Genomic DNA, 26,455 nt, shown 5'->3' on the forward strand with positions numbered 1-26,455 from the left:
CCTTTTTACTTATTACTTAGCTTGCCTGCGAGGAGGCATCTTCAGTCCCCGGCAGCGGTTCCGGTAACTGAGGCGCAAATCCGCGCAGCCCCACCACGTGAACGTGTTCAGTGTTCTGGAAGACTTTACGCACCAGTTTGTAGGTGGTGCCTTTCTCTGGGCTGATGTTTTCCGGCGCAGCGATAATCAGCTGCATCTGCAAACGCTCACACAGCTCAAACAAGGTCGCAATAGAACGCGCATCGAGTCGTGCAGCTTCATCAAGGAACAGTAGGCGGCAAGGAGAGATATCTTTCCCGCGCAATCTGCGGCCTTCATCTTCCCAGCTTTGCACCACCATCACCAGAATAGACATCCCGGTCCCGATCGCTTCCCCCGTTGACAACGCACCAGACTCAGCACGCAGCCAGCCGTCAGAGCCACGGTTAACCTCAACTTCCATTTCCAGATAGTTACGATAATCCAGCAGCTCTTCACCAATGGTTTGCGGCGTGCGTTGCCCCATGTCTATCTGCGGATTCAGACGCTGATACAGCTTCGCCAGCGCTTCTGAGAAGGTCAGGCGATTGCTGTTAAACAGATCCTGATGCTGTTCATGCTGCTCTGAAAGTACGTCCAGCAAGGTAGCATGTGTTTCACGCACATTGACGTTCAGGCGAACGCTGTTGACCTGGCCAAACGACACGCTTTGCAGCCCCTGGTTCAGCATGCGAATACGGTTCTGTTCACGCTGAATAGTCTTACGAATAATGTTCGCCACGCTGCGTGAGCTGATCGCCAGCTTCTGTTCGCGTGAGGTTAACTCTTCCGTCAGACGGCTCAGCTCGATCTCCATCTGTTCAATGGCTTCAACCGGATCGTCGGTACGAATAATATCCTGGCGAATACGTTCGCGCAGATGCTGGTAAACCGCGACGAAGAACTGAATTTTACGCTCTGGACGTTTTGGATCTTCAGACAGACGCAACACATCGCGCAGGTGCTCGTTATCTGCAACCGCCAGACGTAGCGCACCGAGCGCCTTATCCGACATCGAACGCAGTTCGTCACCGGAAAGATAGGCCAACTCGCGACGGTGCAGACGACGTTCTACACCGTTATCTTTCACCATCCGCATGACTGCACACCAGCCGGCTTTGGCGGTGACTACTTGCTCGCGCATTTCATGATAATCACGTTCCAGCTTGCGCAGTCTGCGGGTCAGGTTTTCCATCTCCGCTTCGCAGAAGGTCAGCGCTTTCTCAAGTTGGTTGCGGCGTGCACGGTTGTTGCTGAGCTGCGCATGCAGTTCGTCACGGCGGATACGCGCGCGCTCTTCGGCACCGCTGTCCGCACGAACGCCGATATCCTGCAGTTCACGTTGTAAATCGTTAAGCAGCTCTTTTTTGGTGTCATAAGAGCTTTTTAGCGATGCCATCACCTGGTTGTACTGGCTTAACTGTGCTGCGTGGCTGCGCAGCGCTTCACGAGCGCGGGTACGTTCGGCTTCCGCCTGTTCCAGGCGTTCACGCAATTTTTCGTTCAGATCGCTATTGCCGCTCAGCATTTCGGCTGAGTCGGAATAACTAAAGTGCGCCCGACGCTGTACGACTTCGGTCAGCGCAAAAGCCTGCTGACGCGCATCGCGCTGCATCTGCTGGGAATACGCATAGTCTTCCTTCAGCTGTTCAAACTGCTCAGGGTCATTTTGCAGAACCGAAACGATAGGTTCCAGTTTCGCCAACTGATTACCATGTTGCTGTACAAAACGCGCGGCTTCCTGAGCTTCATCCAGACGCTCGCGAATTTCGTCAACGCGATCGGCCAGCGTGTCATCTGCCAGCAGATTCAAGCGCGGCAGCAGGCGGTTCAGCGCGGAGACGCCCTCTTTCGCCTGTTCAAACTGCATACGGCTTTGCTGGTTATCATTTTCATGATTGGTCAGCGCACGTTCCAGTTCAACTCGACGGCCATTCAGTTGGCGAATTTCCGCTTCTGGATCGGCTTCAAACGCCACCGACAGATGGCTGCCGATAAAGCGGCTGAACGCCTGATGCAGGCGCTGGGTTTTCTGAACGTCAAAGGAGAGCGTGGCGAAACGTTCAGACAGCCCTTCACGCTCGGCATGCAGGGTTTCGATACGGCTTTCGCGCGCAGCACGACCAAAAATCGGCACCTTCGGGAAGCGGGAATAACGCCACTGACGCTCGGCAGTTTTCACCACCACCGCATTTTCCAGTTCATCAACGCTGAAGACGCTGTCATCAAACGACTGCGGATCCCCTTCGATGAAATAGAGATCTTCCGGGCAATCCGTCAGCCCTTCAAGCTGTTCGGTAATCAGCGACAGATCCGGTACCACGATGGCATGGCGCGAAGGACCGTACAACGCAGAGAAGTACGGTGCATCTTCAAGGCTAACGTCATCATAAATTTCTGACAGCAGCACGCCGCCAAAGCGTTCCGCTAGCGCGTTCAGACGCTGATCTTCCGCCCCGCCCGGCTGACTTAAACGTTCAATCTCTTCATCAACCGCATTTTTACGTGCACCGACTTCATCACGCTCAACAATGGCCTCACGCTCGCGCTCCAGCAATTGTTGCAGATACTCGGTCACATCCTGGCTGGAGGTAAACTCTTCCCCACACTGCTCGCTAAGCTGGTTCAGGCTATTTTGCGCAGCCAGCCAGACGGGTGCCCGTTTCATCAAATGCTGAATACGGGATTGTAGCTGTTCCTGCTCCTGACGCAGCGTCATACGCTGTTCGCTGGCAGACGAGACGCTGTCCGACAAGGCGGCGATGCGCGCTTCCAGCTCCTGGTGCAGTGCTTCCAGCTCCTCGATATCGAACTGTTTACCCTGTCGCTTGCAGAATTCGGCCAGCAGACGCTCGGCGTCCTGCTGTTCGCGCAGACGCTGCTCCAGTTCGCTCAGTCGCATACGCAACGGCTGAACCTGTTCTGCCAGGTGGCGCTGTTCCACGCCTTCGCGCAGCAGTTCACGCGCCACGCTCCAGGCTTCACCGCGCGCCAGCGGGCCGTTGATAGCCGCCACCAGCTGATAAGCCTGTTCGAACTGGCTATGCGCGGTTTGCGCCACGCTCATTTTTTGTTCTAGCGTCAGCAGCTTTTCAGTGGCTTCCTGCTCTTTGGCCTGGAAAGTCTCCAGCCATTCGGCGGCGCTGTCGGCTGTCAGATCCGGTAGGTGGCAGAGCTCTTTCGCCCGATTTAGGGCCTGGATCGCCTGAGTATACTGGATGGCTCGCGTTTGCTGGACGTCCAGCGCTTGCTGGTAATCGGCAAGCTGGCTTTTCAGCTCATCCACTTCCAGCTCAGCGGCTTCCGCACGGGCTTCGTTTTCATCCTGGCGGTCAACGGCTTCCGCGACCACCTCGTTTTGTTCTTCCAGACGGACCTGCAGTTCTTCGAGATCCGCCTCATAGCGTTCAATTTTTTCCTGTTGACGCAGCGCGGTTTGCACCAGATTCAGGTGATCGCTCGCGGCCTGGTAATCAGCTTCCAGATCGCCTTCCGCACCGTTGTGCTCACCCAGTTCACGTGCCATATCCACGTGTTTGTACTGCTCTGCCGCCAGCTGCTTGCGCGAGGTATACAGTTCACGACGATATTCCAGTGCTTTATCCAGATGGATACGGCGTTCGTTGGCGTGGCGCATATAATCCGCGGCCACATAGTTGGTCGCTTCGCTGATTAAATGCTTAAACAGGTCGCGGTCAGACTGGGTTACGCGAATCGCTTCCAGCGTCATACGGTTTTCACGCAGCGCGGCTTCCATATCCTGGAACGCTTTACGTACGCCGCTGTTTTCCGGCAACAGGTAGTCACGAAGTGAACGGGTAATGGCGCTGGAGATCCCGCCGTACAGCGAGGCTTCAATCAGACGGTAGAATTTACTACGATCGGACGCGGAGCGCAGACGACGGGCAATGATGCCCAGATCGAACATCAACGAGTGATAATCGGTTATTGAGTTGAACTGCTTAAACTGCACGCCTTCCATCTCATCAAGCTTCTCTTTCAGCTCAGGTAGAGACAGTACGCGCGCCTGGCGTTCGTTCAGCGTTTCCGTCACCAGTTGGGTTGGCTGTACCGACATCGGCAGCCCCTGAATGGCAAACGGTTTGATATCCACTTTGCGATCGCGACCAGCAACCTGTTGCAGACGCACACCCACGACCACGCGCTGATGACGCGAGTTGAGGACGTCGAGCATTGAATAACAAACACCTGCTTTCAGCTTACCGTGCAGGCCTTTATCACGTGAACCGCTGGTTGCACCGGCTTCGGTGGTGTTACGGAAATGCAGCAGGGTTAAGTCCGGAATGAGCGCCGTAACAAATGCCGCCATGGTGGTGGATTTACCCGCACCGTTACCACCGGACAGCGTGGTGACCAGCTCATCGAGATCAAACGTACGGGCAAAAAAACCATTCCAGTTAATCAGCGTAAGTGAGCGAAATTTACCGCGTTCAATCATTATTCTTCTTCTCCACTGTCCGGCTGATTCTCTTCGGGCTCATCGTTAAGCTGCAGACGGTTCTCGACCGCCATCGCTTCACCATCACGAATTAAGCGACGCTGTGCTTCACGCGGATCGTCGCCGCTACGCACATCCGCGCCAAAGCGGAAGACAGATTCCGTAATACGGAATTTGCTGCTGTCGTGGCCCAGAAACCACACCATGCCTAAGCGGCGCAAGCGGTTGAGCGAAGAACGCACTTTTTCCTGTAGCTTCTGGCGGTCAACGTCAGAACCGGTTGAACGGTTGTTCACCAGCTTCAGGAGTTTCGCTTCATCAGCCAGCGTTAGCAGCTCGTCGTACAGCTCTTGCTGGGTAAAAATCCCTTCGTTCGCCAGGCGTTCCGGGCTGAGATAGAGATAACAAAGAATTTTACCCACCATCATGTCCAGTTCAGACAGGACCGAACGCGGAATGAGCGTCGTTGAACGCGGACGAAGGTAGAAGAACCCTTCCGGCGCACGGATCAATTCCACGTTATAGCGGCTGTAAAACTCTTCAAAATATTCCTGAAAATCCATCAGGAAGGCATGATTATCCAGTTCATCCAGACCGATATGGCGGCCCGAACGTAAGGCGCTATCCAGCGCCGGAAATAACGGATTCGCCAGCGCCTGCGCCAGCTTTACCGGCATCACTTGTTCAATATTTGTCAATGACATGCGCCTGTACCTTGGCTCCGTAATCATTAATCGGCTGCCATTTGGCTGGCAGTCCGGTGAAGTCTGCTTGCGCTACGCCAAGGCGTACCGCCTGATCGATAACAATACGCGCGACGTCGAAATGACGCGCACGTGGGTATTGCGCCAGATACTCGCGCACTACCAAACCGAGATCCAGTGGTGTTTGTCTGGATTTGTAGATAGCCAGCTGTTCTTCGATGATCGCCGCCAGCTGTTCACGGATCTCGTTAAATTCTTCATATTCCAGATCTTCCGGAAGTTCACCGGTGACCTCTTCGTCACGCAGCACCATCTCCTCGTCACGCATATCCAGCAGACGATCGGCGTTGGCATAGGTCAGCGCCCATGGGTCGTCAAAGTAGGTCTGCACGGACTGACGCAGACGCTGGGCGAAGACGCGGTTTTTATCCATGTCGATCGCGGTACGGATAAATTTATGCACGTGACGATCGTAGCCGATCCACAAGTCAATGGACTGCTGACCCCAGCTAATAATGCGGTCGAGCTTGCTTTGTAAATCAAACACCAGCCGATCGACAAAATGCAAATCGTCATGCGTCATCGTGGCGTCCTGGATGCGTAACAGGTTAGCCTGCAGCTTATCTCCTGCCGCTTCCAGCGTATCTTGCAGCTCACGCAGCGTACCAGATGTTTCTGACAGCAGCATTTCACAGCTGGAAATCGCCGCCCGCCAGTCTTTGTTCAACAACTGTGCGATGTCGTCTTTTACCTGCTGCTGCTGTTCATCCATGATGCGCTGGGTCAGATCGATACTGTCGAAAATCTCCGCCACCGAGTATTTTAATGGCGCATAGACGTTGCGATGCCAGTGGAACTCATCACCACCTTCCGCTGCCGCATCCGCCGCGCGCTTCAGTTCACCTGCCACAATTGACAGCTGCATAGAAAGACGCAGCGTAGAGAATTCGCGCTGACGAATATAGTAATCTGTGATGCCAATCCCGAGCGGCGTTAAACGGTAAATGGCGTTGCCTTCAGCCTGCTCGCTGGTAAAGCGGTTCAGCAGACGTTGACGCACCATATCGTTGATCGCGTTGTTGGCGCGGACGCCGATGGTTTCGCTGGTTTGCTCAAACGCATCACTAACATGGCGGAACGCATCCACCAGTTCACCTTCACTCATCTCACCGTCAAGTCGCTCACCGTTCAATGTGGCGACCGCCAGCAGGAACGAAAGTCTGTCTACCGGCAGAGAGATGGAGAAGTCATTTTTTCTGGCCCAGGCAACCAGTTCGGGGACTGTCTGGGAAAATTCACTCATAGGTTATCCTTGCATCTGCGGCTCGGGCCGGACGTTTAATCGCGGTGACATGAATATAGCGCCCAAGGCTGATATACGGTTCCTGGCGGCAATAACGTGTTTCTATTTCTGTTAAAGCATCAAAACAGTCATGCTGTTTTTGTTTATCACGCAGATAATCATGAAACACCCTCACGCCCGTTTTTCCGGTTATCTCCCAGCCAATCTCCTCCAGCCAGCCATAGACCTGCTGAGGGTCGCGCGGAAAATCGGGAGACAACGTGCGCCGTTTCTTTTTATACATTCCCTGCTGTACATAGCCGAAATTACCGACCAACACATTACGCATCAACAGACCGTTTGCATTGTAGAACATCAGCGATAAAGCACCGCCCGGGCGTAACATCGACCACAATGTTTTTAAGACGGCTTGCGGATCGGCCACCCATTCCAGCACAGCATGAAACAATATCAGATCAACCTGAGAATCCAAATGCTGTGGGATGTCCTGAGCGGCACAATGTATAAAATGCATGTTGTCGCTCACACCTTGCTCTTCTGCCGCCCGTTGCGCTCGCGCCACCATCTCAGCAGAAAGATCGCACAAGGTGACGTGATGGCCCCGCTGCGCCATCAGAATGGCTGTCTGCCCTTCTCCGCCACCCGCATCAAGCACACGCAAAGTTTGGCCCGCATAGTCGGCAAGAAGTTTGTCCAGATCCTGCCAGAGGATCGTCTGACGAAGCTGACCTTTGGTGGTGCCGTAAATGTTACGGGAAAACTTCTCTGCAATGTCATCAAAATTGCGATCCCGCATCGGGCTCTCCACATGCTGGCTTTAGGGTGACTAAGTAAAACCGCTATTTTGTCACACCCACGCCGAGAATGAACCTTCCTGGTGTAATATCCCTGCTGATCCCCTGCTGTATGGTTAAAAAAGGAACCAAAAAGGATGCTTTTTACGCTGAAGAAAGTGATTGGCGGTATGATGCTGCCACTTCCGCTAATGCTCATTATCATGGGTATAGGCCTGGCGCTGCTCTGGTTTAGCCGCTTTCAAAAAACAGGGAAAATGTGCATTAGCCTGAGTTGGCTGGCACTGTTACTTCTAAGCTTGCAGCCCGTCGCCGACAGTCTGCTGAAACCGATTGAGGATAGCTATCCAACCTGGCAGGATACACAAAAAGTGGAATACATTGTGGTGCTGGGCGGAGGGTATACCTGGAATCCTCAGTGGGCGCCAAGTTCAAACCTGATCAGCAACAGTCTTCCGCGTCTGAATGAAGGTATTCGCCTTTGGCGTGCTAACCCGGGATCGAAGCTTATCTTTACCGGTGCTGCGGCAAAGAGCAATAACGTCAGTACTGCAGAAGCGGGCGCCCGCGTAGCACAGTCACTGGGTGTGCCGCCCGGTGATATCATCACGCTGGATAAACCCAAAGACACCGAAGAAGAAGCCGCAGCGGTGAAGCAGGCCATCGGCAGCGCGCCGTTCCTGCTGGTGACCTCCGCATCGCACTTACCACGAGCAATGATTTTCTTCCAACAGGCCGGACTACATCCGTTGCCCGCACCAGCCAACCAGTTAGCGATTGACTCACCGCTTAATCCGTGGGAGCGCGCGATCCCCTCTCCCGTCTGGTTGATGCATAGCGATCGTGTTGGTTACGAAACGTTGGGGCGAATCTGGCAGTGGCTAAAGGGATCGGAACATTGACAGTAATGTTGCCTGATGGCGACACTAACGCGTCTTATCAGGCCTACGTGTTCAGCGCAGAATTGTAGGCCGGATAAGGCGTTCACATGTTCATCAGGCGAGCCACGGCAGCAGTGATTTCGTGGCCAGGTCAAAGTTAGATCGATTAAAACGTCCGGTGTTGACCAGTTGCGCCACCTCATCCCATAACACATACAGCCAGCGCCGCCAGATGAAGGACTCAGCCACTGGCGCGCGTTGCAGGTATTGCCAAAGCAGGCTTTCCGCCAGCGCGTTATCCATTAAACGGAACAATTCATACTCTCTGGGTGCCCACAGCATCAAACCCGGTCCGACCATCGCCAGAAGCTGATCGCTACGGGCGTCTTTGAGCATGCTACGTAAACTAAAATTACCGTGGATTAGCACGCAGTTATCATTGAATCCTTCAAATAAAGCGGGCAAACACTCACGGGTGCGAAACAGGATCCGCTTATCCTGCATCGTCAGCCCGGTATTGTTGAACTGATTTAACGTGGTCCACAACACTTCAACACGTTGGCGATACCAGGATGGCCAGATATTCTCTTGCGTGTTATCCACCATTCCCACACAGCCACGGCTATCCTGTCGATGCCATGACAGCAGACCTTCTACGATCTGATCTTTTAAATGTTCCCAGCGTTCGGGCGTTCGGGCTGGCGCTTCCACCGGCACGCCACGTAAACGCTCAAGCAGTAACACATCAGGACCGGGATGCTCTTCGTGGGTTAAGACCCCGTAAATGACGGGCATACGCACCGTACCGCTGCGCGCCAACATGGAGGTTTTCCAAGCCAGCTGCTGCGCCATACCTGGCGTGGTGAAACTTCTCGCCATCAGCGGCATCGGATTTCCCTGGCTGTCGTACAGTGACCACAGGGCCGTATCCACTTTTTCATTCACGCATTCTATGCGACTGAGTTTTTCGCCCAGCAGGTGGCTGAGTTCGGCACGCAACTGTTCCATTTCAGATTGCCCTCATAAATGCTACTGCTTTCATAATGAGCGTCGTGCAGACAGATGTCACCCGGATGAGATCAATTGATGAAAAGAAAAGTGGAGGGAAAGCGCAACGATACGACACTCCTCCCAAAAATACGCCTCAATATGGGGGGAGTGCCGTGAGAAAAACTAATGCATTTCGGCGCGAACGCGCTCAAGATCTTCGGCAGTGTCTACGCCGGTACCCGGGACTTCTTTTGCGACGGCAACGTGAATTTTTTCGCCGTACCACAGCACTCGCAGCTGCTCCAGCATTTCGATATGCTCAAGCGGGCTTGGCTGCCAGTTAACATAGCGGCGAATAAAACCAGCGCGATAGCCGTAAATGCCCAGATGGCGCAGGAAGGTGTCCCCCACCGTTTCCAGACTTTTGGCGAAACGATCGCGATCCCATGGGATGGTCGCGCGTGAAAAATAGAGAGCATATCCTTCTGCGTCCAACACGACTTTTACCGCATTCGGATTAAATGCCTCTTCGGCACTGTGAATCGGAGCCGCAAGAGTCGCCATACCGACCTGACGTTGCGCCAGATTCTCAGCCACCTGGCGAATAATGACCGCCGGAATCATCGGCTCATCACCCTGTACGTTCACAATAACGGTATCATCGCTAAAACCACATTTCTCGACGACTTCCGCCAGGCGCTCCGTACCGGACTGGTGATCGGCGCGAGTCATGCACACTTCGCCACCCACCGCTTCTACCGCGCGAGCGACATCCTCGTGATCGGTGGCAACGATGATACGTTCAGCGCCAGATTCACGCGCACGCTCCAGTACATGCACGATCATCGGCTTGCCGTTGATATCCAACAGCGGCTTACCCGGCAGACGTGTGGACGCATAACGCGCAGGAATAATGACCACAAAACTCATGATTTACTCTCATCAGCAGTCAGAACGCGGGCTTCGGTTTCCAGTAACACGGGAATGCCATCACGCAGTGGGAAAGCAAGGTTATCCAGTTTACAAATCAGTTCCTGTTTTTCCTGGTTAAACCAGAGTTTGCCATTGCATACCGGGCAGGCAATGATTTCAAGCAGACGATGATCCATAGTTCCTCCAGATGGACCGGATTGTGAATCCGTAAATATTAACATAATCGCTTAAAGGGCTGGGTCTATTTCCCAACCATGGCGTGCATCAGCAAATAAACCTTCAGGATAACGTCCCAGCGTCACGCGTGTTGCCTGTTGCCAGCGGGCAAAATCGTCAATCGCCTGAAACAATCCTTTTTGCAACGTTACTCCAGGCTTAACCCCATCCTGTAACCACAGCGAAATAACGTCCAGCACACCCGTTTTACGGTGCATTTTGGCATCCATCCTCCCAACCAACTGTCCACGATGCAGCAACGGCAAGACAAAATAACCATACTGACGTTTCGGTGCTGGCGTATAACACTCCAGCCGGTAGCTAAAATCGAATAGCTGCTCTGCCCGTTTACGATCCCAGACCACCGGATCAAAAGGTGATAATACTGCACTGTGGGTCGCCGTTAATTTGCCTGCCAGCGCCTGTTCAAGCAGCGGCTGAAGGTGGCTATGCAGCCACAAGGCTCCTAGCCCCTCAACGTCGACAGGAATAATCTGCCGCTGTTCCGCCCGTTCGTTGCACCAGTTTTTTAGCGCTGGGCGCTTCAGGCGGTAGTAGTCTGCCAGCCATTGTTCGCGGAAAATCCCCAGACTGCGGGCACTGTTATCCAGCATGACACTTTCAGCATCTTCCTGCGAAAGCAGGTCGCGTTCATCGTCCCAGTGCGGCATGACGCGATGGGTTAGATCATACACTCGCTGGAAATTACGCCGTTCCACCACCATGACTTTCCCGGCAGTGAACAGCCCTTCAAGATGACGCTTCTGCGGCTTCCATTCCCACCAGCCGCTGACCCCCTTGCGCGGATGCTCAAAATCGGCAGAGCGTACTGGTCCGTTATGTTGGATGTGCTGGAGCAGTTGCTCAATTTCATGCGCATGTTCTTTCATCCATGCCGCTTTATATTTCCAGCCCATTTTCTCCGGGGCCAGCATGCGGTGGCGTATCAGCATAAAGTCGCTGCGCGGCAAAAAACAGGCCTCGTGCGCCCAGTATTCCATCAATTCGCCCTGCTGCAATGCGTCATCCAGCCACTGGGGGGAATAATCGCCCAAACGACTAAACAGCACCAGGTAAGGGCTGCGCGCCACAATATTGATGGTGTCGATTTGCAGTAACGACATGCGAGAAATGGTGGTAAGAATATCTGCTGGGGTTGCCCGACGGCGTGTTTTTTTCAGCAGCCCTTGAGCGGAAAGGTGAAGATGACGGGCATCCATCAGAGAAAGGCGCGGCAACGACATTTATGGCCTCATAAATGATTCGCTGCCGCAGCGTGAATCAGTTAGCGAGTCAGCGAGATTAAGCTATTCAGCAATACATCAGGCCGATCGCCTGACAAATGTGCATCAACAGGTAAATACCACCAGTTTTCCTCGGCAAATGCCCGGCACTTAACCGCATCTTTTTCCGTCATTACCAGCGTTTGCCCGGCGTCTACAAACGCACTGACGTCACTGTAGGTCAGAGACTGATGGTCTGCCAGCGCTATAGTTTTTTGCACGCTGGCACCACATGCTTTCAGCGTGGCAAAAAAACGCGGTGGATGACCAATGCCCGCCATGGCGACAATATTGGACAATTGCGCCACATCACGGCGTTCACCGGTACGTAAATTAACGGCCAGCCCCGGTTCAAGTCGCATAGGGATTTCCCCTGGCTGCGCAACGCCACCGTTAACAATAGTCGCATCCACCGATTTAAGGCGACATGCACGTTCCCGCATTGGACCAGCGGGAAGCCACCAACCGTTGCCAAACCGACGTTCGCCGTCAATGACCACGATTTCAACATCTCGCGCCAGACGATAGTGCTGTAGTCCATCGTCCGTCACAATAATCTGCACATCGTGTTGGGCCAAAATGGCTTTTACCGCATCCGATCTTACCGGGGATACCGCTACCGGCACGCCGGTACGTTGGGCGATCAGCACAGGTTCATCGCCCGCTTCTGCGGTAGTAGTATCAGCGGTTAGCAACAGCGGGTAAGCAGTCGCTTTCCCGCCATAACCACGCGACACCACACCCACGCGGATCCCGCGTTGTCGCAGTTGTTCAACCAACCAAATCACCACCGGCGTTTTACCGTTTCCGCCCGCGGTAAGGTTTCCGACCACCACAACCGGGACTGGCGCGCGCCATGCGCGTTTAAGCCCCAACTTGTAGCATAAGCGGATCGCGCCACTCACCAGGCCATACAGCCAGGAGAGTGGAAGTAACAATCGCCACAGCGGCGATTCACCAGACCAGATACGTGCGATCATTGACCAAATTGCATTTTGTGTAATTGTGCATACACCCCGCGCTGCTCAATCAGCTCGCTATGGGTCCCGCGTTCGACAATCAGACCATCCTCCACCACGATGATTTCGTCGGCTTGTTCAATGGTTGAAAGACGGTGAGCAATGACCAGAGAAGTACGGTTTTTCTGTAGCTCATCCAGCGCAGACTGAATCGCGCGTTCAGATTCAGTATCAAGAGCCGATGTTGCTTCATCAAGGATCAGTATTGGGCTGTCACGCAACAAGGCACGGGCAATAGCGATACGCTGACGTTGTCCGCCGGAAAGCAGGACGCCGTTTTCACCAATCACCGTATCCAGGCCATTGTCCATCTTGTTGATGAAATCCATAGCGTAGGCCATCTGTGCCGCTTTTTCGATCTGCTCACGGCTGTACATATCGGTACGCGCGTAGGCGATATTGTTGGCAACCGTATCGTTAAACAAGTGCACATTCTGCGAAACCAACGCAACCTGATCGCGCAGTGATGCCAGGGTATATTCGCGCAGATCGTGTCCGTCCATCAGAATCTGCCCTTCATCAACATCGTAGAAGCGCGTAATCAGGCTGGCGAGAGTGGATTTCCCTGAGCCCGAACGGCCAACCAGAGCAACGGTTTTACCCGCTGGAATATTCAGGTTGATGTTACGCAGAGCCGGTACTTCACGTCCCGGATAAGTGAAAGTCACGTTGCGGAACTCGAGATCGCCGGTAGCACGATCGATCACACGTTTACCTTCATCTTTCTCCTGTTCGCTATCCAGAATCGTAAATAAGGTCTGGCATGCCGCCATACCGCGCTGGAACTGCGCGTTGACGTTGGTCAGAGATTTCAACGGACGCATTAATGCGATCATTGAGGAGAAGACAACCGTAATTGTACCTGCTGTCAGGTTTTCCATTACGCTTGGGAAGCTGGCCGCATACAACACGAAGGCCAGTGCCAAAGACGCAATCAGCTGGATGATAGGGTCGGAGATAGAAGAAGCAGAAACCATCTTCATTCCCTGCAAACGCATCTTGTTGCTGACATTATCAAAGCGCTTGGTTTCAACTTCCTGACCACCAAAAATCAGAACTTCTTTATGGCCTTTCAGCATCTGCTCCGCACTGGTCGTAACCTGCCCCATGGTGTTTTGCATGTTTTTACTGATGCTACGAAAGCGCTTGGAAACCACACGGATTGCCACTGACACAATTGGCGCCAGTACAATCAGGATCAGCGACAGCTGCCAGCTGTAATAGAACATCATGATAAACAGGCCAATGATTGAGGCCCCTTCACGTACCACGGTGATCAGCGCGCCGGAAGACGATGACGCAACCTGTTCTGAATCATAGGTAATACGTGATAACAATGTCCCTGTAGACTGTTTATCAAAAAAGGAGACGGGCATGCCCATCATATGACCAAACAGGCGGCGGCGCATGGTCATGACCACTTTGCCTGACACCCATGAGATACAGTAGCTGGAGACATAGCTGGTTAAGCCACGAACTATCATCAGCCCAATGACCACCAGCGGCATCCACAGCAGCACCGAGCGATCCGTTTTACCAAAACCATCATCCAGTAATGGTTTAAGGAGCGATAACATGAAGGTATCGCTGGCCGCGTTAAGGACTAACGCTATACCCGCCACGATCAGACCCGATTTAAAAGGCGCTATGGTTGGCCATAGTCGGCGAAACGTCTGCCACGTAGAGAGATCTTTATCGTTATGCATTCAAAAAACCAGCATTTGTTAGAATAGCCGCATATTCTACCCGTTATCCTCCGACACGCCAAACCACTGATGATACCAACGAGGTAAAATCTGATCCCGCATGCTGCGTATGCGCCAGTTTTTTTGATAAAAATCCAGCGTAATCTGTCCCTGATGGGGGGTATCCAGCCATTGATAATTTTGTTGCCGATAACGTTGCTTCACTTTCCAGGACGGCAGACGCCAGGCGTTGTAACGGGATGCAGAGGCGAGTGCGACCTGCCCGTCAACCCGCTGAATGAGTGCCAGTGATGATGAAGTATTGCTGCCATGATGTGGAACCTGCATCACCGTCGACTGAAGGTGCTGCCAATAGTGACTTAGCATTTTTTGTTCAGCAGGAGATTCGATATCGCCGGTCAGCAGAATACTCTGATATCCGTCATCGACCTTAACCACACAGGAGTGGTTATTCCCCTGGTCTGTATTTCCACGCACAGGCCAGTGCGCACTGAAGGTTAACCCTTGCCATTGCCAATGCTCTCCGCGAAAACACGGGAGATGACCTTTCCAGCTCAGCGGACTTCTTACCCATAGCGACGGCCAGGCTTGTTGTAAGGAGTGCAACCCGCCGCGGTGATCCATGTGCTCATGGCTTAAAATAATTCCTTCTGGCTCCAGATTATGCCAACGCAACCAGGGAATAATCAGATGTTGTGCGCTATCGCCTTCAGGCCATGCCAGACCGGTATCGTAAAGCAGCGCTTTCCCATTTCGCGCGATCACCATCGCCAGCCCCTGCCCGACATCCAGCATATGCACTTGCCACACATCAGTACGCGGTGCACGCCAAAGCGGCCCACTCAGCAAAAGGAGCACAGAGAAACAGATCACCGGTAGCGTACGCAAGATATTTAGTCGCCATGCGATAATCATCATTCCGGGTAAAAATGCGAGCCATTGCCAGCGTGCATCAATATTGATCCACCCTTCAGGCAGACTTCTGAGCCCCCAAAATAGCAGCGCCAGAGAACGATCCGCCAGATACCACAGGCTTGATTCAACCATCACCGTCCCGGCTAAATGCATGATCATGCCTGCTAATATCAAGGATACGGAAACAAACGTGACCAAAGGGACGGCAAACAAATTAGCCAGAAACGAGGTCAGACTAAAACCGTGAAACATTGCGATTTGCACGGGAAGAAGCAGAAGCGTAATACCCAATTGCAGATGAGCCAGCGCCAGAAATTGACGTCCAGCACGCGACAGCGGCCAGTCCGGGAGCGGTACCCATTGGTACCAGAACAGCAGTGCTGCAACGGCGGACGCAGACAACCATAGGCTTTGCGAAAGAACACCAACAGGATCCACCACCACGATGGCTGCCAGACAGCAAATCCAGACCGACCATCCACTCCACTGCCTGCCGCTAAGTCTCAGCGCTCCCCAGACTAGCAGCGCAACAACCGTTCGTAATGCCGGGGGTTGCAGCCCCGTCAGCCAGGCATAAAATGTGGCGCAGACAATTCCACCCACTAATGGCATCTGCCAGCAAATCCACCTTGTTGGCATAAAAAATTGTCCAGCACGTATCAATCCTGCGGTCAGTAATGCAGCAAGCGCAATATGCAGCCCGGAGATAGCCATCAAATGAGCCGTGCCGGTATCACGCATAATTATTTTCACCTCTTGTGACACAGACAAGCGCTCCCCCATTCCCAGACCCAGTATGACCTGCTGCCAGGGATAGTCGGTGAGTGCCGTTTTCAGCGAGGCGAGATACCGCGAACGCAAACTGCATTGTGGTGTGATTACCGAAGCCTGCAAGAATCGTCCCGTCAGCGGTTGATGCTGCGCCAATGCGTAACGCTGGCTATCAAATCCGCCTTCGTTTAATTGACCGTGTACAGCGCGGACTTTCAACGTCATCGCCCATGTCTGACCCGCACAAACATCACCGGGTAAATACTGCCCGTACAAGACGATTCCTTGCGCAGGAAAGATTCGTTTCCCCTGAAGGTGAGTGATCTGGCCGTAGTGCGTTGTCATATTGTCAGTTCCGGATATCCGCACAATGGCTTGCTGGGTTTTCGCAGGCAGCGTATTACCTGCCCACATAGCCTCTTCCGCGGCCAGGATTCCCCAAAGAAAAAACAGCAGGGTTAGTCCGGCGGAACGCATATATTTGTAGGGGAGAAAACAGAGCAGACATGTCAGACAAAATACAATGCCGATACACAACATGCCTGGCAGCATGGGTAATAGCATGAGTGGGAGGATACCGAGTAATGCGCAGGTACTCACCGTTGTTATTTTCATCAATCACCTCCCTGTTACAGGGAGTGTGCAGTACTCTTCGACGGTTGTCTGGCATCAATTTATCGTTATACGACCTGAGTTCCGCAGACATTTAGTGATGGTTGTAACGTACAAATTAACTGGGATGAGGATTCCAGGATAGGTGGACAGAAATGAAAAAAGCACCCATTTGGGTGCTTTTCTCGGCGTTAAGTCTCGTTAAAAACTTAACCGTAAATATTGGCGCGATCGCGCAATTCTTTACCTGGTTTAAAGTGCGGAACGTATTTCCCTTCCAGATCCACTTTATCGCCGGTCTTCGGATTACGTCCGGTACGTGGTGCGCGGTAATGCAAAGAGAAGCTGCCGAAACCGCGGATTTCAATACGCTCGCCCTGCGCAAGAGTCGAGGCCATATGTTCCAGCATCTCTTTAACTGCATCTTCAACCGCTTTCGCGGGAATATGAGGTTGCTGGGTTGCAAGTCTTTCAATCAATTCTGACTTGGTCATGATTCCTCCGGTTCCTTAAAGGCATAATTAGCTGCTGCATTGATTAAGGGCGGCCGTAGCCGCCCTTTGTCATTGATTACAGGACGAATCCTGTAATCTGTCAAGCTACTCGTCACCCTTTGTGCCGTTAACAGCACAAAGGATTTAGAGCACTCAATATTACTCGCCTTTAGCTGCTTTGAAAGCTTCAGCCATTGCGTTGTTAGAGAAGTTAGCATCTTCCTGTTTGTTAACAGTTGCGATTGCATCTTTCTCATCAGCTTCGTCTTTAGCACGAACAGACAGGCTGATTGCACGGTTCTTACGATCAACGCCGGTGAATTTAGCTTCAACGTCGTCGCCTACGCTCAGAACCAGAGTTGCATCTTCAACGCGGTCACGTGAAGCTTCAGAAGCGCGCAGGTAACCTTCAACGCCGTCAGCCAGTTCTACGGTTGCGCCTTTAGCGTCAACTGCAGTGACTTTACCGTTTACGATTGCGCCTTTCTTGTTCAGTGCAACCCAGTTGTTGAACGGATCTTCTGCGAGCTGTTTAACGCCCAGAGAGATACGCTCACGCTCTGCGTCAACCTGCAGAACAACTGCTGCGATTTCGTCGCCTTTTTTGTATTCACGAACTGCTTCTTCGCCTGCAACGTTCCAGGAGATATCAGACAGGTGAACCAGGCCGTCGATGCCGCCGTCCAGGCCGATGAAGATACCGAAGTCAGTGATAGACTTGATTTTACCTTCAACACGGTCGCCCTTGTTGTGGGTTTCCGCGAACTGCTGCCATGGGTTGTTTTTGCACTGCTTCAGACCCAGGGAGATACGACGACGTTCTTCGTCGATATCCAGAACCATAACTTCCACTACATCGCCAACGTTAACAACTTTGGACGGGTGGATGTTTTTGTTGGTCCAATCCATTTCGGAAACGTGAACCAGGCCTTCAACGCCTTCTTCGATTTCAACGAAGCAGCCGTAGTCGGTCAGGTTGGTCACGCGACCAGTCAGTTTGGTACCTTCCGGATAACGCTTAGCGATAGCTACCCATGGATCTTCGCCCAGCTGTTTCAGGCCCAGAGATACACGAGTACGCTCGCGGTCGAACTTCAGCACTTTAACAGTGATTTCGTCGCCAACGTTTACGATTTCGCTCGGATGCTTAACGCGTTTCCATGCCATGTCGGTGATGTGCAGCAGGCCGTCAACGCCACCCAGATCAACGAATGCACCGTAGTCAGTGAGGTTCTTAACGATACCTTTAACTTCCATGCCTTCCTGCAGGTTTTCCAGCAGCTGATCGCGTTCTGCGCTGTTTTCGGATTCGATAACGGCACGACGGGAAACAACAACGTTGTTACGCTTCTGATCCAGCTTGATTACTTTGAATTCAAGCTCTTTGCCTTCCAGGTGCAGCGTGTCGCGGACCGGACGAACGTCTACCAGGGAACCCGGCAGGAACGCGCGAATACCATTCAGCTCAACAGTGAAGCCACCCTTGACTTTGCCATTGATAACACCAGTAACGGTTGCAGCTTCTTCGTAAGCTTTTTCCAGCGTGATCCAAGCTTCGTGACGTTTAGCTTTTTCACGGGACAGCAGGGTTTCACCGAAGCCGTCTTCTACTGCATCCAGAGCAACGTCAACTTCGTCACCAACCTGGATTTCCAGCTCGCCCTGGGCGTTTTTGAACTGCTCTGCCGGAATGGCGGACTCAGATTTCAGACCAGCGTCAACCAGTACTACGTCTTTGTCGATAGCAACAACAACACCACGAACGATGGAACCCGGACGGGTTTCGATTTCTTTTAAGGATTCTTCAAACAGTTGAGCAAAAGATTCAGTCATGTTTAATCTTCAGGTTTCATATTTAACGTCCACCTGGCTCCATGCCGGATGGGGTTGTTTAACATACCCGCTGTCAATCCATTGCAACGGGGGTACTGCAAATTCGGTCGCACTTAAGCGAGAGCCAGTTTTTGGCGCGCGTATTGTAACGCTTTTTCAATCACTTGCTCAATGCTTAATCGGGTTGAATCCAAAACTAAAGCATCAGCAGCGGGAACCAGCGGCGCTACAGCACGATTACGATCGCGATAATCGCGTTCTTCGATCTCGGCCAAAAGGCGTTCAAAGTTAACACTAAAGCCCTTCTCCTGCAACTGTAGCATACGTCTATGCGCACGTTCTTGCGAGGAGGCGTCCAGAAAAATTTTCACCGGCGCATCCGGGAACACCACGGTGCCCATATCACGTCCATCAGCAATCAGACCTGGGGATTCGCGAAATGCGCGTTGACGACGTAATAACGCTTCACGCACGCGGGGAAACGCCGCAACCTGAGAGGCGGCATTCGCTACTTCCTGAGTACGTATTTCACCGCTGACATCTTCACCTTCAAGAATGACTTCCAGGTTGCCGTCTGTTGAGATAAAACGCACATCAAGGTGTGAGGCAAGCGGTACCAGAGCATCTTCAGATGTGACATCAACATGGTGATGTAACGCTGCGAGCGCCAGTACGCGGTAGATCGCGCCTGAATCTAACAGATGCCACTGCAATGCTTCCGCCATTGCCTTGCACAAGGTGCCTTTACCTGCACCACTTGGGCCATCAATGGTAATAACCGGGGCAATTGCCGTCATCTTTTTCTCCTTAAAAGGGCGTACATTAACGTGAACGCCGCGCATTATACGCGCCAACGCCAACGATCGTTATCTTTGTGTGAAAAATGCAGAATCATTGAAGCTGAGTGTAGAATAAATAGGCAATCGGAGATGTCAGAATGTGCCGCACCCGAAAGTGCGGCAATAAAATCAGGCAGATGTACTAATACGAGCAAGCTGTTCGAAATAATCCGGGAAGGTTTTGGCGGTACATTTTGGGTCAAGAATGGTCACCGGCGTGTCAGACAGCGCCACCAGCGAGAAACACATCGCCATGCGGTGATCGTTGTAGGTCGCGATGTCCGCAAATTGCAATGTTGCAGGCGGGGTGATGCGGATAAAGTCATGCCCCTCTTCCACTTCCGCGCCAACTTTGCGTAACTCCGTCGCCATCGCGAACAGACGATCGGTCTCTTTGACGCGCCAGTTGTAGATATTACGTAATGTCGTGGTGCCTTTAGCGAACAGCGCCGCCGTTGCAATGGTCATCGCCGCATCAGGAATATGGTTCATATCCATATCCACTGCGTTCAACTCGCCGTGAGTACAGGCAATAAAATCGTCTCCCCATGTAATGGTTGCACCCATTTTCTCCAGTACATCGGCAAAACGAATATCACCCTGCATGCTGTTGCGGCCAATCCCGGTAACTTTTACCGTACCGCCTTTAATAGCACCCGCCGCAAGGAAATAGGAAGCGGAAGAAGCATCACCTTCAACCAGGTATGCACCCGGTGACTGATACTGCTGCTGCCCCTTCACGACAAAGCGCTGGTAGTTTTGATTTTCAATTTCAACACCAAACGTTTTCATCAGGTTCAGTGTGATATCAATGTAAGGTTTGGATACCAGGTCACCTTTAATTGCGATCGTCGTATCCTGCGGCGCCAGCGGCGCAGTCATCAGCAACGCAGTGAGGAACTGGCTGGAAACGCTACCGTCTACCTCAACCTGGCCTCCGGTAAAGCCACCGCGCAGACGTAAAGGTGGATAGTTTTCCTGCTCCAGATAGTCAATTTTGGCTCCGCCCTGGCGCAACGCATCAACCAGATGGCCAATCGGGCGCTCTTTCATGCGCGGTTCGCCCGTCAGCACGATGTCATTGCTGCCCAGACATAACGCTGCGGCCAGCGGGCGCATTGCGGTTCCGGCGTTACCAAGGAACAGCTCAACTGCACCTTCTGCGTGCAACACACCGCCATTGCCAACTATCTCGCAGCGGGTACGATCGGCAGAAAGGGTATAGCTAATCCCTAACGCATTCAGAGCATTGAGCATATGGCGAACATCATCGCTGTCCAGCAGATTGGTCAGGACAGTGGTGCCATTGGCTAATGCAGCCAGCAGCAAAGCGCGGTTAGAAACACTTTTGGATCCAGGCAGATTGATGGTGCCATCCACCCGCGCAATGGGTTGTAACGTCAGGGATTCCATGAAACTCGACTCTCAAAAACAGACATAAAAACCCCACAGACGAGCTGTGGGGATGAAAAGTACAGCAGATTAGCCGCGGCGGCGTTCGAAATCGACCATGAAATCGGTCAGTGCTTTAACACCTTCAAGCGGCATGGCATTGTAGATGGACGCACGCATACCGCCGACTACACGATGCCCTTTCAGCGCGTGCAGGCCCGCAGCAAAAGACTCTTCCAGGAACAGTTTATCCAATGCGTTGTCAGCCAGCTGGAACGGTACGTTCATGCGTGAACGGTTGGATTTCGCCACATCGTTACGGTAGAAATCGCTGTTATCGATTACGCCGTAGAGCAATTCCGCTTTTTGCTGGTTAATTTTATCCATCGCATTAACACCGCCCTGCTTTTTCAGCCATTTAAAGACCAGGCCAGACAGATACCAGGCAAAGGTTGGCGGCGTATTGAACATGGAATCGTTGTCATTCAGCACGGTATAGTCGAGGATTGACGGGCATGAGACATGAGCTTTACCCAGCAAATCTTCACGGACGATGACAATCGTCAGGCCGGCCGGGCCGATATTTTTCTGTGCCCCAGCATAAATTACGCCATAACGGCTAACGTCAAGCGGTGCGGAAAGAATGGTAGAGGACAGATCCGCCGTGACCACAACGTTGCTGGCAAAATTCGGCGTTTCATCGATCGCAATGCCATCGATGGTTTCGTTCGGGCAATAGTGCAGGTATGCCGCGTTATCAGAAAGTTGCCATTCACTCATCGGCTTAACAGCACGCAGGCCGTCCACGGTGACTTTGGCATCAATAACGTTTGGCGTGCAGTATTTTTTCGCTTCTTTAATTGCGCTGGCGGCCCAATAACCGGCATCGACGTAATCCGCGGTGGTTTTATCGCCCAGAATATTTAACGGTATACCCGCGAATTGCCCACGACCACCACCATGGCAGAACAACACTTTATAGTTGGAGGGGATGCTGAGAAGATCGCGAAAATCCTGCTCCGCTTCCTCTGCGACCTGGATGAACTCTTTGCCACGGTGGCTAATTTCCATCACTGACGTGCCAAGACCGTTCCAGTCACAAAGATCCTGTTGAGCCAGTTTAAGTACTTCTGCCGGTAACATTGCCGGACCTGAACTAAAATTGAAGACCTGAGCCATTTCCCCTCACCACGTTGTGTTGTTGTCCAATCAACATCCTGTCATTGACGATAATCCGGTGACAGACATTGGTATAAGTTATTCCTGTGGATATCGGTTTTATCATTCAGTGACACGCGCCGCAATGGGTAAAACTGGCAAGGGTAAAAATGTGTCATCGGTCACACAACAGAATCTATCGGATTGACGGGTAAAAACCGAGATTTTTGCTGTCAGGTAACCCGTTTTGCCCGACTGGCCTTCGACCATTCTGGATTTGCACAGCGCGGACATAATTGATGATCTCCGGCGCTCATTTGCACCACTTCGCTACAACGTATGCAGGCATAGTCCCCTGCTTCAGGTATTACTTTAAATCGTTGCGTACAACGTTTAGGCAGAATACTGAGCCCCGGCTTTACGTCTTCATCAGCAAAGAAGTAGACGCTGATTTGCCCATTCGTCTCCAGAATAGCCAGTTTCACTTGTCCCAATTGCTCCACGCCGTTCAAACGCAGTTCCATAAAGAATTCAAATTCCGTCATATTGGCGCTATTGAGCTTTGACCATGCCAGCTCGCCGTCTTCAATGATCACGACGGGTTTGCCCTCCAGCAGGTCCTCCATTTTTTCACTATGTGCCATTAGCCACATTACCAGCCGATACAGCACAGCAAGAGTAATAAAGACCACCAGCACCGGCAGCATCGGAACATCGTCATAAAACGCCACGTCTCCCGCGGCGGAACCCAGCGTAAGGATGATAAGGACTTCAAAAAGCGACATCTGGCGTACGCCACGACGTCCGGTGATTTTTAAAAACAGAAAAACCAATATAAAGGTGTAAAGGCTGCGTAGCGCAACTTCCCCCAGAAAATCCATGGGCACCTTATCAAGCGCCATACGGTGTAAATCGAAAGCTTTCATTAATATGCTCTAAACGTGATTGGCTGTAAGAAAGCATAGCCAATGCTTTTATTTACGCATGGGCTCCGGCGACGATAGCGCCGTTCATTGAAAACCCGTATCATTGCGCGCTTTCCGTACGACAAAAGTGATTTTCATGACGCAAACATTTATCCCCGGCAAAGATGCCGCTCTGGAAGACTCCATCGCTCGCTTCCAGCAAAAATTGCTCGACCTCGGTTTTCAAATTGAAGAAGCTTCGTGGCTGAATCCCGTCCCTAACGTCTGGTCTGTACATATTCGCGACAAAGAATGCGCGCTGTGCTTCACCAACGGTAAAGGCGCGACAAAAAAAGCGGCGCTGGCTTCTGCGCTGGGTGAATACTTTGAGCGTCTGTCGACTAACTACTTCTTTGCAGATTTCTGGCTGGGCGAAACTATCGCCAATGGCCTGTTCGTGCATTATCCGAACGAAAAATGGTTCCCGCTGACTGAAGAAGACGATGTTCCAGAAGGTTTACTGGATGCGCGTCTGCGTGCGTTTTACGATCCAGATAACGAACTGACCGGCAGCATGCTTATCGATCTACAGTCTGGTAATGAAGAACGTGGCGTCTGCGGCCTGCCGTTTACCCGCCAATCTGATAACCAGACCGTCTACATTCCGATGAATATTATCGGCAACCTGTATGTTTCTAACGGCATGTCTGCGGGTAACACACCTAACGAAGCTCGCGTTCAGGGCCTGTCTGAAGTCTTTGAGCGCCATGTGAAGAACCGTATTATCGCCGAAAGCATCAGCCTGCCGGAAATCCCGGCCGAGGTGATGGCGCGCTATCCGGCAGTGGTGGAGTCCATCGCCACACTGGAAGCGGAAGGTTTCCCAATTTTTGCCTACGATGGCTCGCTGGGCGGCAAGTATCCGGTGATTTGCGTTGTCCTGTTCAACCCGGCCAACGGTACCTGCTTTGCCTCCTTCGGCGCACACCCGGATTTCGGCGTTGCGCTGGAGCGTACCGTGACTGAACTGCTGCAGGGCCGTAGTCTGAAGGATCTTGATGTCTTCACCCCACCGACCTTCGACGATGAGGAAGTGGCAGAACATACCAACCTTGAAACTCACTTCATCGATTCCAGCGGTCTGATCTCCTGGGATCTGTTCAAGCAGGATGCCAACTATCCGTTCGTTGACTGGAATTTCTCCGGCACCACGGAAGAAGAGTTCGCCACCCTGATGGCTATCTTCAATGCTGAAGATAAAGAAGTGTATATCGCTGACTATGAGCACCTGGGCGTTTACGCGTGCCGCATTATTGTTCCGGGAATGTCTGACATCTATCCGGCAGAAGATCTGTGGTTAGCCAACAACGCTATGGGCACCCATCTGCGTGACACCATTCTCTCGCTGCCAGGCAGTGAGTGGGATAAAGAAGACTACCTCAATCTGATTGAACAGTTGGATGAAGAAGGTTTTGACGACTTCACCCGCGTGCGCGAGCTGCTCGGTCTGGCGACCGGTGCGGATAACGGTTGGTACACCCTGCGTATTGGCGAGCTTAAAGTGATGCTGGCGCTGGCCGGTGGCGATCTGGAGCAAGCCCTGGTGTGGACCGAATGGACGATGGAATTTAACGCCTCCGTCTTTAGCGCGGAACGTGCAAACTACTATCGCTGCCTGCAAACATTGTTGCTGCTGTCTCAGGAAGAAGACCGTCAGCCGCTGCAGTATCTGAACGCATTCGTCCGCATGTACGGCGCTGAGGCGGTTGAAGCGGCAAGTGCGGCACTGAGTGGTGAAGCGCCGTTTTATGGACTTCAGCCAGTAGACAGCGATCTGCACGCATTCCCGGCACATCAGTCTCTGCTGAAAGCCTATGAGAAATTGCAACGCGCGAAAGCGGCACACTGGTCAAAATAGTGACAAACAACCTGCCTCGAGTAGGCTAAATGTATTGTCTGAGCTATATTACGGGGCGCTTAAAGCGCCCCGTTTTTTATTTTGGTCAAACCAAAAAATAAATGTAAAGGCAAGGTTAAATATTAGTAGTTGATATTAAAAAATTTAGCTTATTAATGTGTTTTTTTATCTCAATTACTCCATTTTAATTAACCGTCCCATAGGAGGCTGAAAGAAAAAATTCAACTCACTTTATAATTTTTAAAATTTATTTTTATATGGATAATCAACATGTTACACCGTAATCGCATAAAAACCATGCGTCTTACGGGCCTATAAGCCAGGCGAGATATGATCTATATCAAATTCTCATCTATAATGCTTTGTTAGTATCTCGTCGCCGACTTAATAAAGAGAGAGTTAGTGTGAAAGCTGACAACCCTTTTGATCTTATTCTACCTGCTGCAATGGCCAAAGTTGCCGAAGAAGCAGGCGTCTATAAAGCAACGAAACATCCGCTTAAGACGTTCTATCTGGCAATTACTGCCGGTGTATTCATTTCAATTGCCTTTGTTTTCTATATCACCGCCACAACCGGCACTGGTACTATGCCTTTCGGCATGGCGAAATTAGTAGGTGGTATCTGCTTTTCCCTGGGGCTGATCCTTTGTGTTGTCTGCGGTGCAGACCTCTTCACTTCAACCGTACTGATCGTCGTTGCTAAAGCCAGTGGTCGTATTACCTGGGGTCAGTTAGCGAAAAACTGGCTTAACGTTTATGTCGGCAACCTGATTGGCGCCCTGATCTTTGTGTTACTCATGTGGCTTTCTGGCGAGTATATGACCGCCAACGGCGCATGGGGGCTCAACGTTCTGCAAACAGCCGACCACAAAGTGCACCATACTTTTGTTGAGGCAGTGAGCCTTGGTATCCTGGCTAACCTGATGGTGTGTCTGGCCGTATGGATGAGCTACTCGGGCCGCAGCCTGATGGACAAAGCGTTTATCATGGTATTACCGGTCGCAATGTTTGTTGCCAGCGGTTTTGAGCACAGTATCGCAAACATGTTTATGATCCCTATGGGTATTGTAATACGCGATTTCGCCACCCCGGAATTCTGGACCGCAGTTGGGTCTTCTCCGGAGAATTTTTCTCACCTGACCGTGATGAATTTCATCACCGATAACCTGATTCCGGTTACGATCGGTAACATTATCGGCGGCGGTTTGTTGGTCGGGTTGACATACTGGGTCATTTATCTGCGTGGTAACGATCATCATTAATCTGTTGATGCCCATTACACGCAGTAAATAAAAAATCCACTTAAGAAGGT

General features: G+C 52.0%; 20 protein-coding genes. 3 read left to right on the forward strand and 17 right to left on the reverse strand.

The window, feature by feature from the left end; all coding sequences use genetic code 11:
* Nucleotides 1-16: 16 nt before the first annotated feature.
* The 4 genes from mukB to cmoM are packed head-to-tail and all read right to left on the reverse strand — an operon-like array spanning nt 17 to nt 7,280.
* Nucleotides 17-4,477 (reverse strand): chromosome partition protein MukB, encoded by a 4,461-nt coding sequence (mukB, locus tag IB222_RS14840; protein WP_149384728.1) that lies wholly within the window; start codon nt 4,475-4,477, stop codon nt 17-19.
* Entirely contained in the window at nt 4,477-5,181 is a 705-nt protein-coding gene (gene mukE / locus IB222_RS14845; RefSeq protein ID WP_003035809.1) for a chromosome partition protein MukE, read from the reverse strand. The genes mukB and mukE overlap by 1 nt, the downstream gene beginning before the upstream one ends.
* The gene (gene mukF, locus IB222_RS14850) at nt 5,162-6,484 is read right to left on the reverse strand and encodes a chromosome partition protein MukF (protein WP_003831939.1); all 1,323 of its coding nucleotides are present in this window, start codon (nt 6,482-6,484) and stop codon (nt 5,162-5,164) included. The genes mukE and mukF overlap by 20 nt, the downstream gene beginning before the upstream one ends.
* A complete protein-coding gene (cmoM, locus tag IB222_RS14855) occupies nt 6,477-7,280 on the reverse strand; it encodes a tRNA uridine 5-oxyacetic acid(34) methyltransferase CmoM (RefSeq protein ID WP_003035803.1) in 804 nt (267 codons plus the stop codon). Before cmoM ends, mukF begins: the two co-directional genes overlap by 8 nt.
* Nucleotides 7,281-7,415: 135 nt before the next feature.
* Here cmoM and elyC point away from each other — a divergent pair, with 135 nt between their 5' ends.
* Nucleotides 7,416-8,180 (forward strand): envelope biogenesis factor ElyC, encoded by a 765-nt coding sequence (gene elyC / locus IB222_RS14860; RefSeq protein WP_063940617.1) that lies wholly within the window; start codon nt 7,416-7,418, stop codon nt 8,178-8,180.
* Between the two features lie 93 nt (nt 8,181-8,273).
* Here elyC and IB222_RS14865 read toward each other — a convergent pair whose 3' ends face one another.
* From IB222_RS14865 to IB222_RS14925, 13 genes are all read right to left on the reverse strand, one after another.
* A complete protein-coding gene (locus IB222_RS14865) occupies nt 8,274-9,167 on the reverse strand; it encodes a YcbJ family phosphotransferase (protein WP_003831934.1) in 894 nt (297 codons plus the stop codon).
* A gap of 165 nt (nt 9,168-9,332) precedes the next feature.
* Nucleotides 9,333-10,079, reverse strand: a complete 747-nt coding sequence (kdsB, locus tag IB222_RS14870; protein ID WP_003831932.1) for a 3-deoxy-manno-octulosonate cytidylyltransferase — start codon at nt 10,077-10,079, stop codon at nt 9,333-9,335.
* Nucleotides 10,076-10,258, reverse strand: a complete 183-nt coding sequence (ycaR, locus tag IB222_RS14875) for a protein YcaR (RefSeq protein ID WP_003035793.1) — start codon at nt 10,256-10,258, stop codon at nt 10,076-10,078. The genes kdsB and ycaR overlap by 4 nt, the downstream gene beginning before the upstream one ends.
* 51 nt (nt 10,259-10,309) lie before the next feature.
* Nucleotides 10,310-11,542 carry a winged helix-turn-helix domain-containing protein gene (locus IB222_RS14880; RefSeq protein WP_149384729.1) on the reverse strand — a complete coding sequence of 411 codons (1,233 nt, stop codon included), beginning with the start codon at nt 11,540-11,542 and terminating at the stop codon, nt 10,310-10,312.
* A 41-nt stretch (nt 11,543-11,583) separates the two neighbouring features.
* Nucleotides 11,584-12,561 (reverse strand): tetraacyldisaccharide 4'-kinase, encoded by a 978-nt coding sequence (lpxK, locus tag IB222_RS14885; protein WP_149384730.1) that lies wholly within the window; start codon nt 12,559-12,561, stop codon nt 11,584-11,586.
* On the reverse strand, nt 12,558-14,306 hold the full coding sequence (gene msbA / locus IB222_RS14890) for a lipid A ABC transporter ATP-binding protein/permease MsbA (protein WP_003831926.1): 1,749 nt from the start codon (nt 14,304-14,306) through the stop codon (nt 12,558-12,560). Before msbA ends, lpxK begins: the two co-directional genes overlap by 4 nt.
* A gap of 36 nt (nt 14,307-14,342) precedes the next feature.
* A complete protein-coding gene (locus IB222_RS14895) occupies nt 14,343-16,607 on the reverse strand; it encodes a ComEC family protein (RefSeq protein WP_149384731.1) in 2,265 nt (754 codons plus the stop codon).
* A 206-nt stretch (nt 16,608-16,813) separates the two neighbouring features.
* Nucleotides 16,814-17,098, reverse strand: a complete 285-nt coding sequence (gene ihfB, locus IB222_RS14900) for an integration host factor subunit beta (RefSeq protein WP_003035780.1) — start codon at nt 17,096-17,098, stop codon at nt 16,814-16,816.
* A gap of 159 nt (nt 17,099-17,257) precedes the next feature.
* Complete coding sequence (rpsA, locus tag IB222_RS14905; protein ID WP_003035776.1) at nt 17,258-18,931, reverse strand: 30S ribosomal protein S1; 1,674 nt, start codon at nt 18,929-18,931, stop codon at nt 17,258-17,260.
* Nucleotides 18,932-19,044: 113 nt separating this feature from the next.
* Nucleotides 19,045-19,728: a (d)CMP kinase gene (gene cmk, locus IB222_RS14910; protein ID WP_003831921.1), complete on the reverse strand. Its 684-nt coding sequence runs from the start codon at nt 19,726-19,728 to the stop codon at nt 19,045-19,047.
* 171 nt (nt 19,729-19,899) lie between these two features.
* On the reverse strand, nt 19,900-21,183 hold the full coding sequence (aroA, locus tag IB222_RS14915) for a 3-phosphoshikimate 1-carboxyvinyltransferase (protein WP_003831919.1): 1,284 nt from the start codon (nt 21,181-21,183) through the stop codon (nt 19,900-19,902).
* Nucleotides 21,184-21,252: 69 nt separating this feature from the next.
* Nucleotides 21,253-22,341 (reverse strand): 3-phosphoserine/phosphohydroxythreonine transaminase, encoded by a 1,089-nt coding sequence (gene serC / locus IB222_RS14920; RefSeq protein ID WP_063940621.1) that lies wholly within the window; start codon nt 22,339-22,341, stop codon nt 21,253-21,255.
* Nucleotides 22,342-22,553: 212 nt separating this feature from the next.
* Complete coding sequence (locus IB222_RS14925) at nt 22,554-23,246, reverse strand: DUF421 domain-containing protein (protein ID WP_003831913.1); 693 nt, start codon at nt 23,244-23,246, stop codon at nt 22,554-22,556.
* 136 nt (nt 23,247-23,382) lie between these two features.
* Here IB222_RS14925 and ycaO point away from each other — a divergent pair, with 136 nt between their 5' ends.
* Both ycaO and focA read left to right on the forward strand, forming a co-directional pair.
* Nucleotides 23,383-25,143: a 30S ribosomal protein S12 methylthiotransferase accessory factor YcaO gene (gene ycaO, locus IB222_RS14930; RefSeq protein WP_149384732.1), complete on the forward strand. Its 1,761-nt coding sequence runs from the start codon at nt 23,383-23,385 to the stop codon at nt 25,141-25,143.
* Between the two features lie 404 nt (nt 25,144-25,547).
* Nucleotides 25,548-26,405 carry a formate transporter FocA gene (gene focA / locus IB222_RS14935; RefSeq protein WP_003831909.1) on the forward strand — a complete coding sequence of 286 codons (858 nt, stop codon included), beginning with the start codon at nt 25,548-25,550 and terminating at the stop codon, nt 26,403-26,405.
* The last annotated feature ends 50 nt before the right edge of the window (nt 26,406-26,455 follow it).

This window comes from Citrobacter sp. C13 (genome assembly GCF_014596815.2).
In the GTDB taxonomy this organism is placed as follows: Bacteria; Pseudomonadota; Gammaproteobacteria; order Enterobacterales; family Enterobacteriaceae; genus Citrobacter; species Citrobacter portucalensis.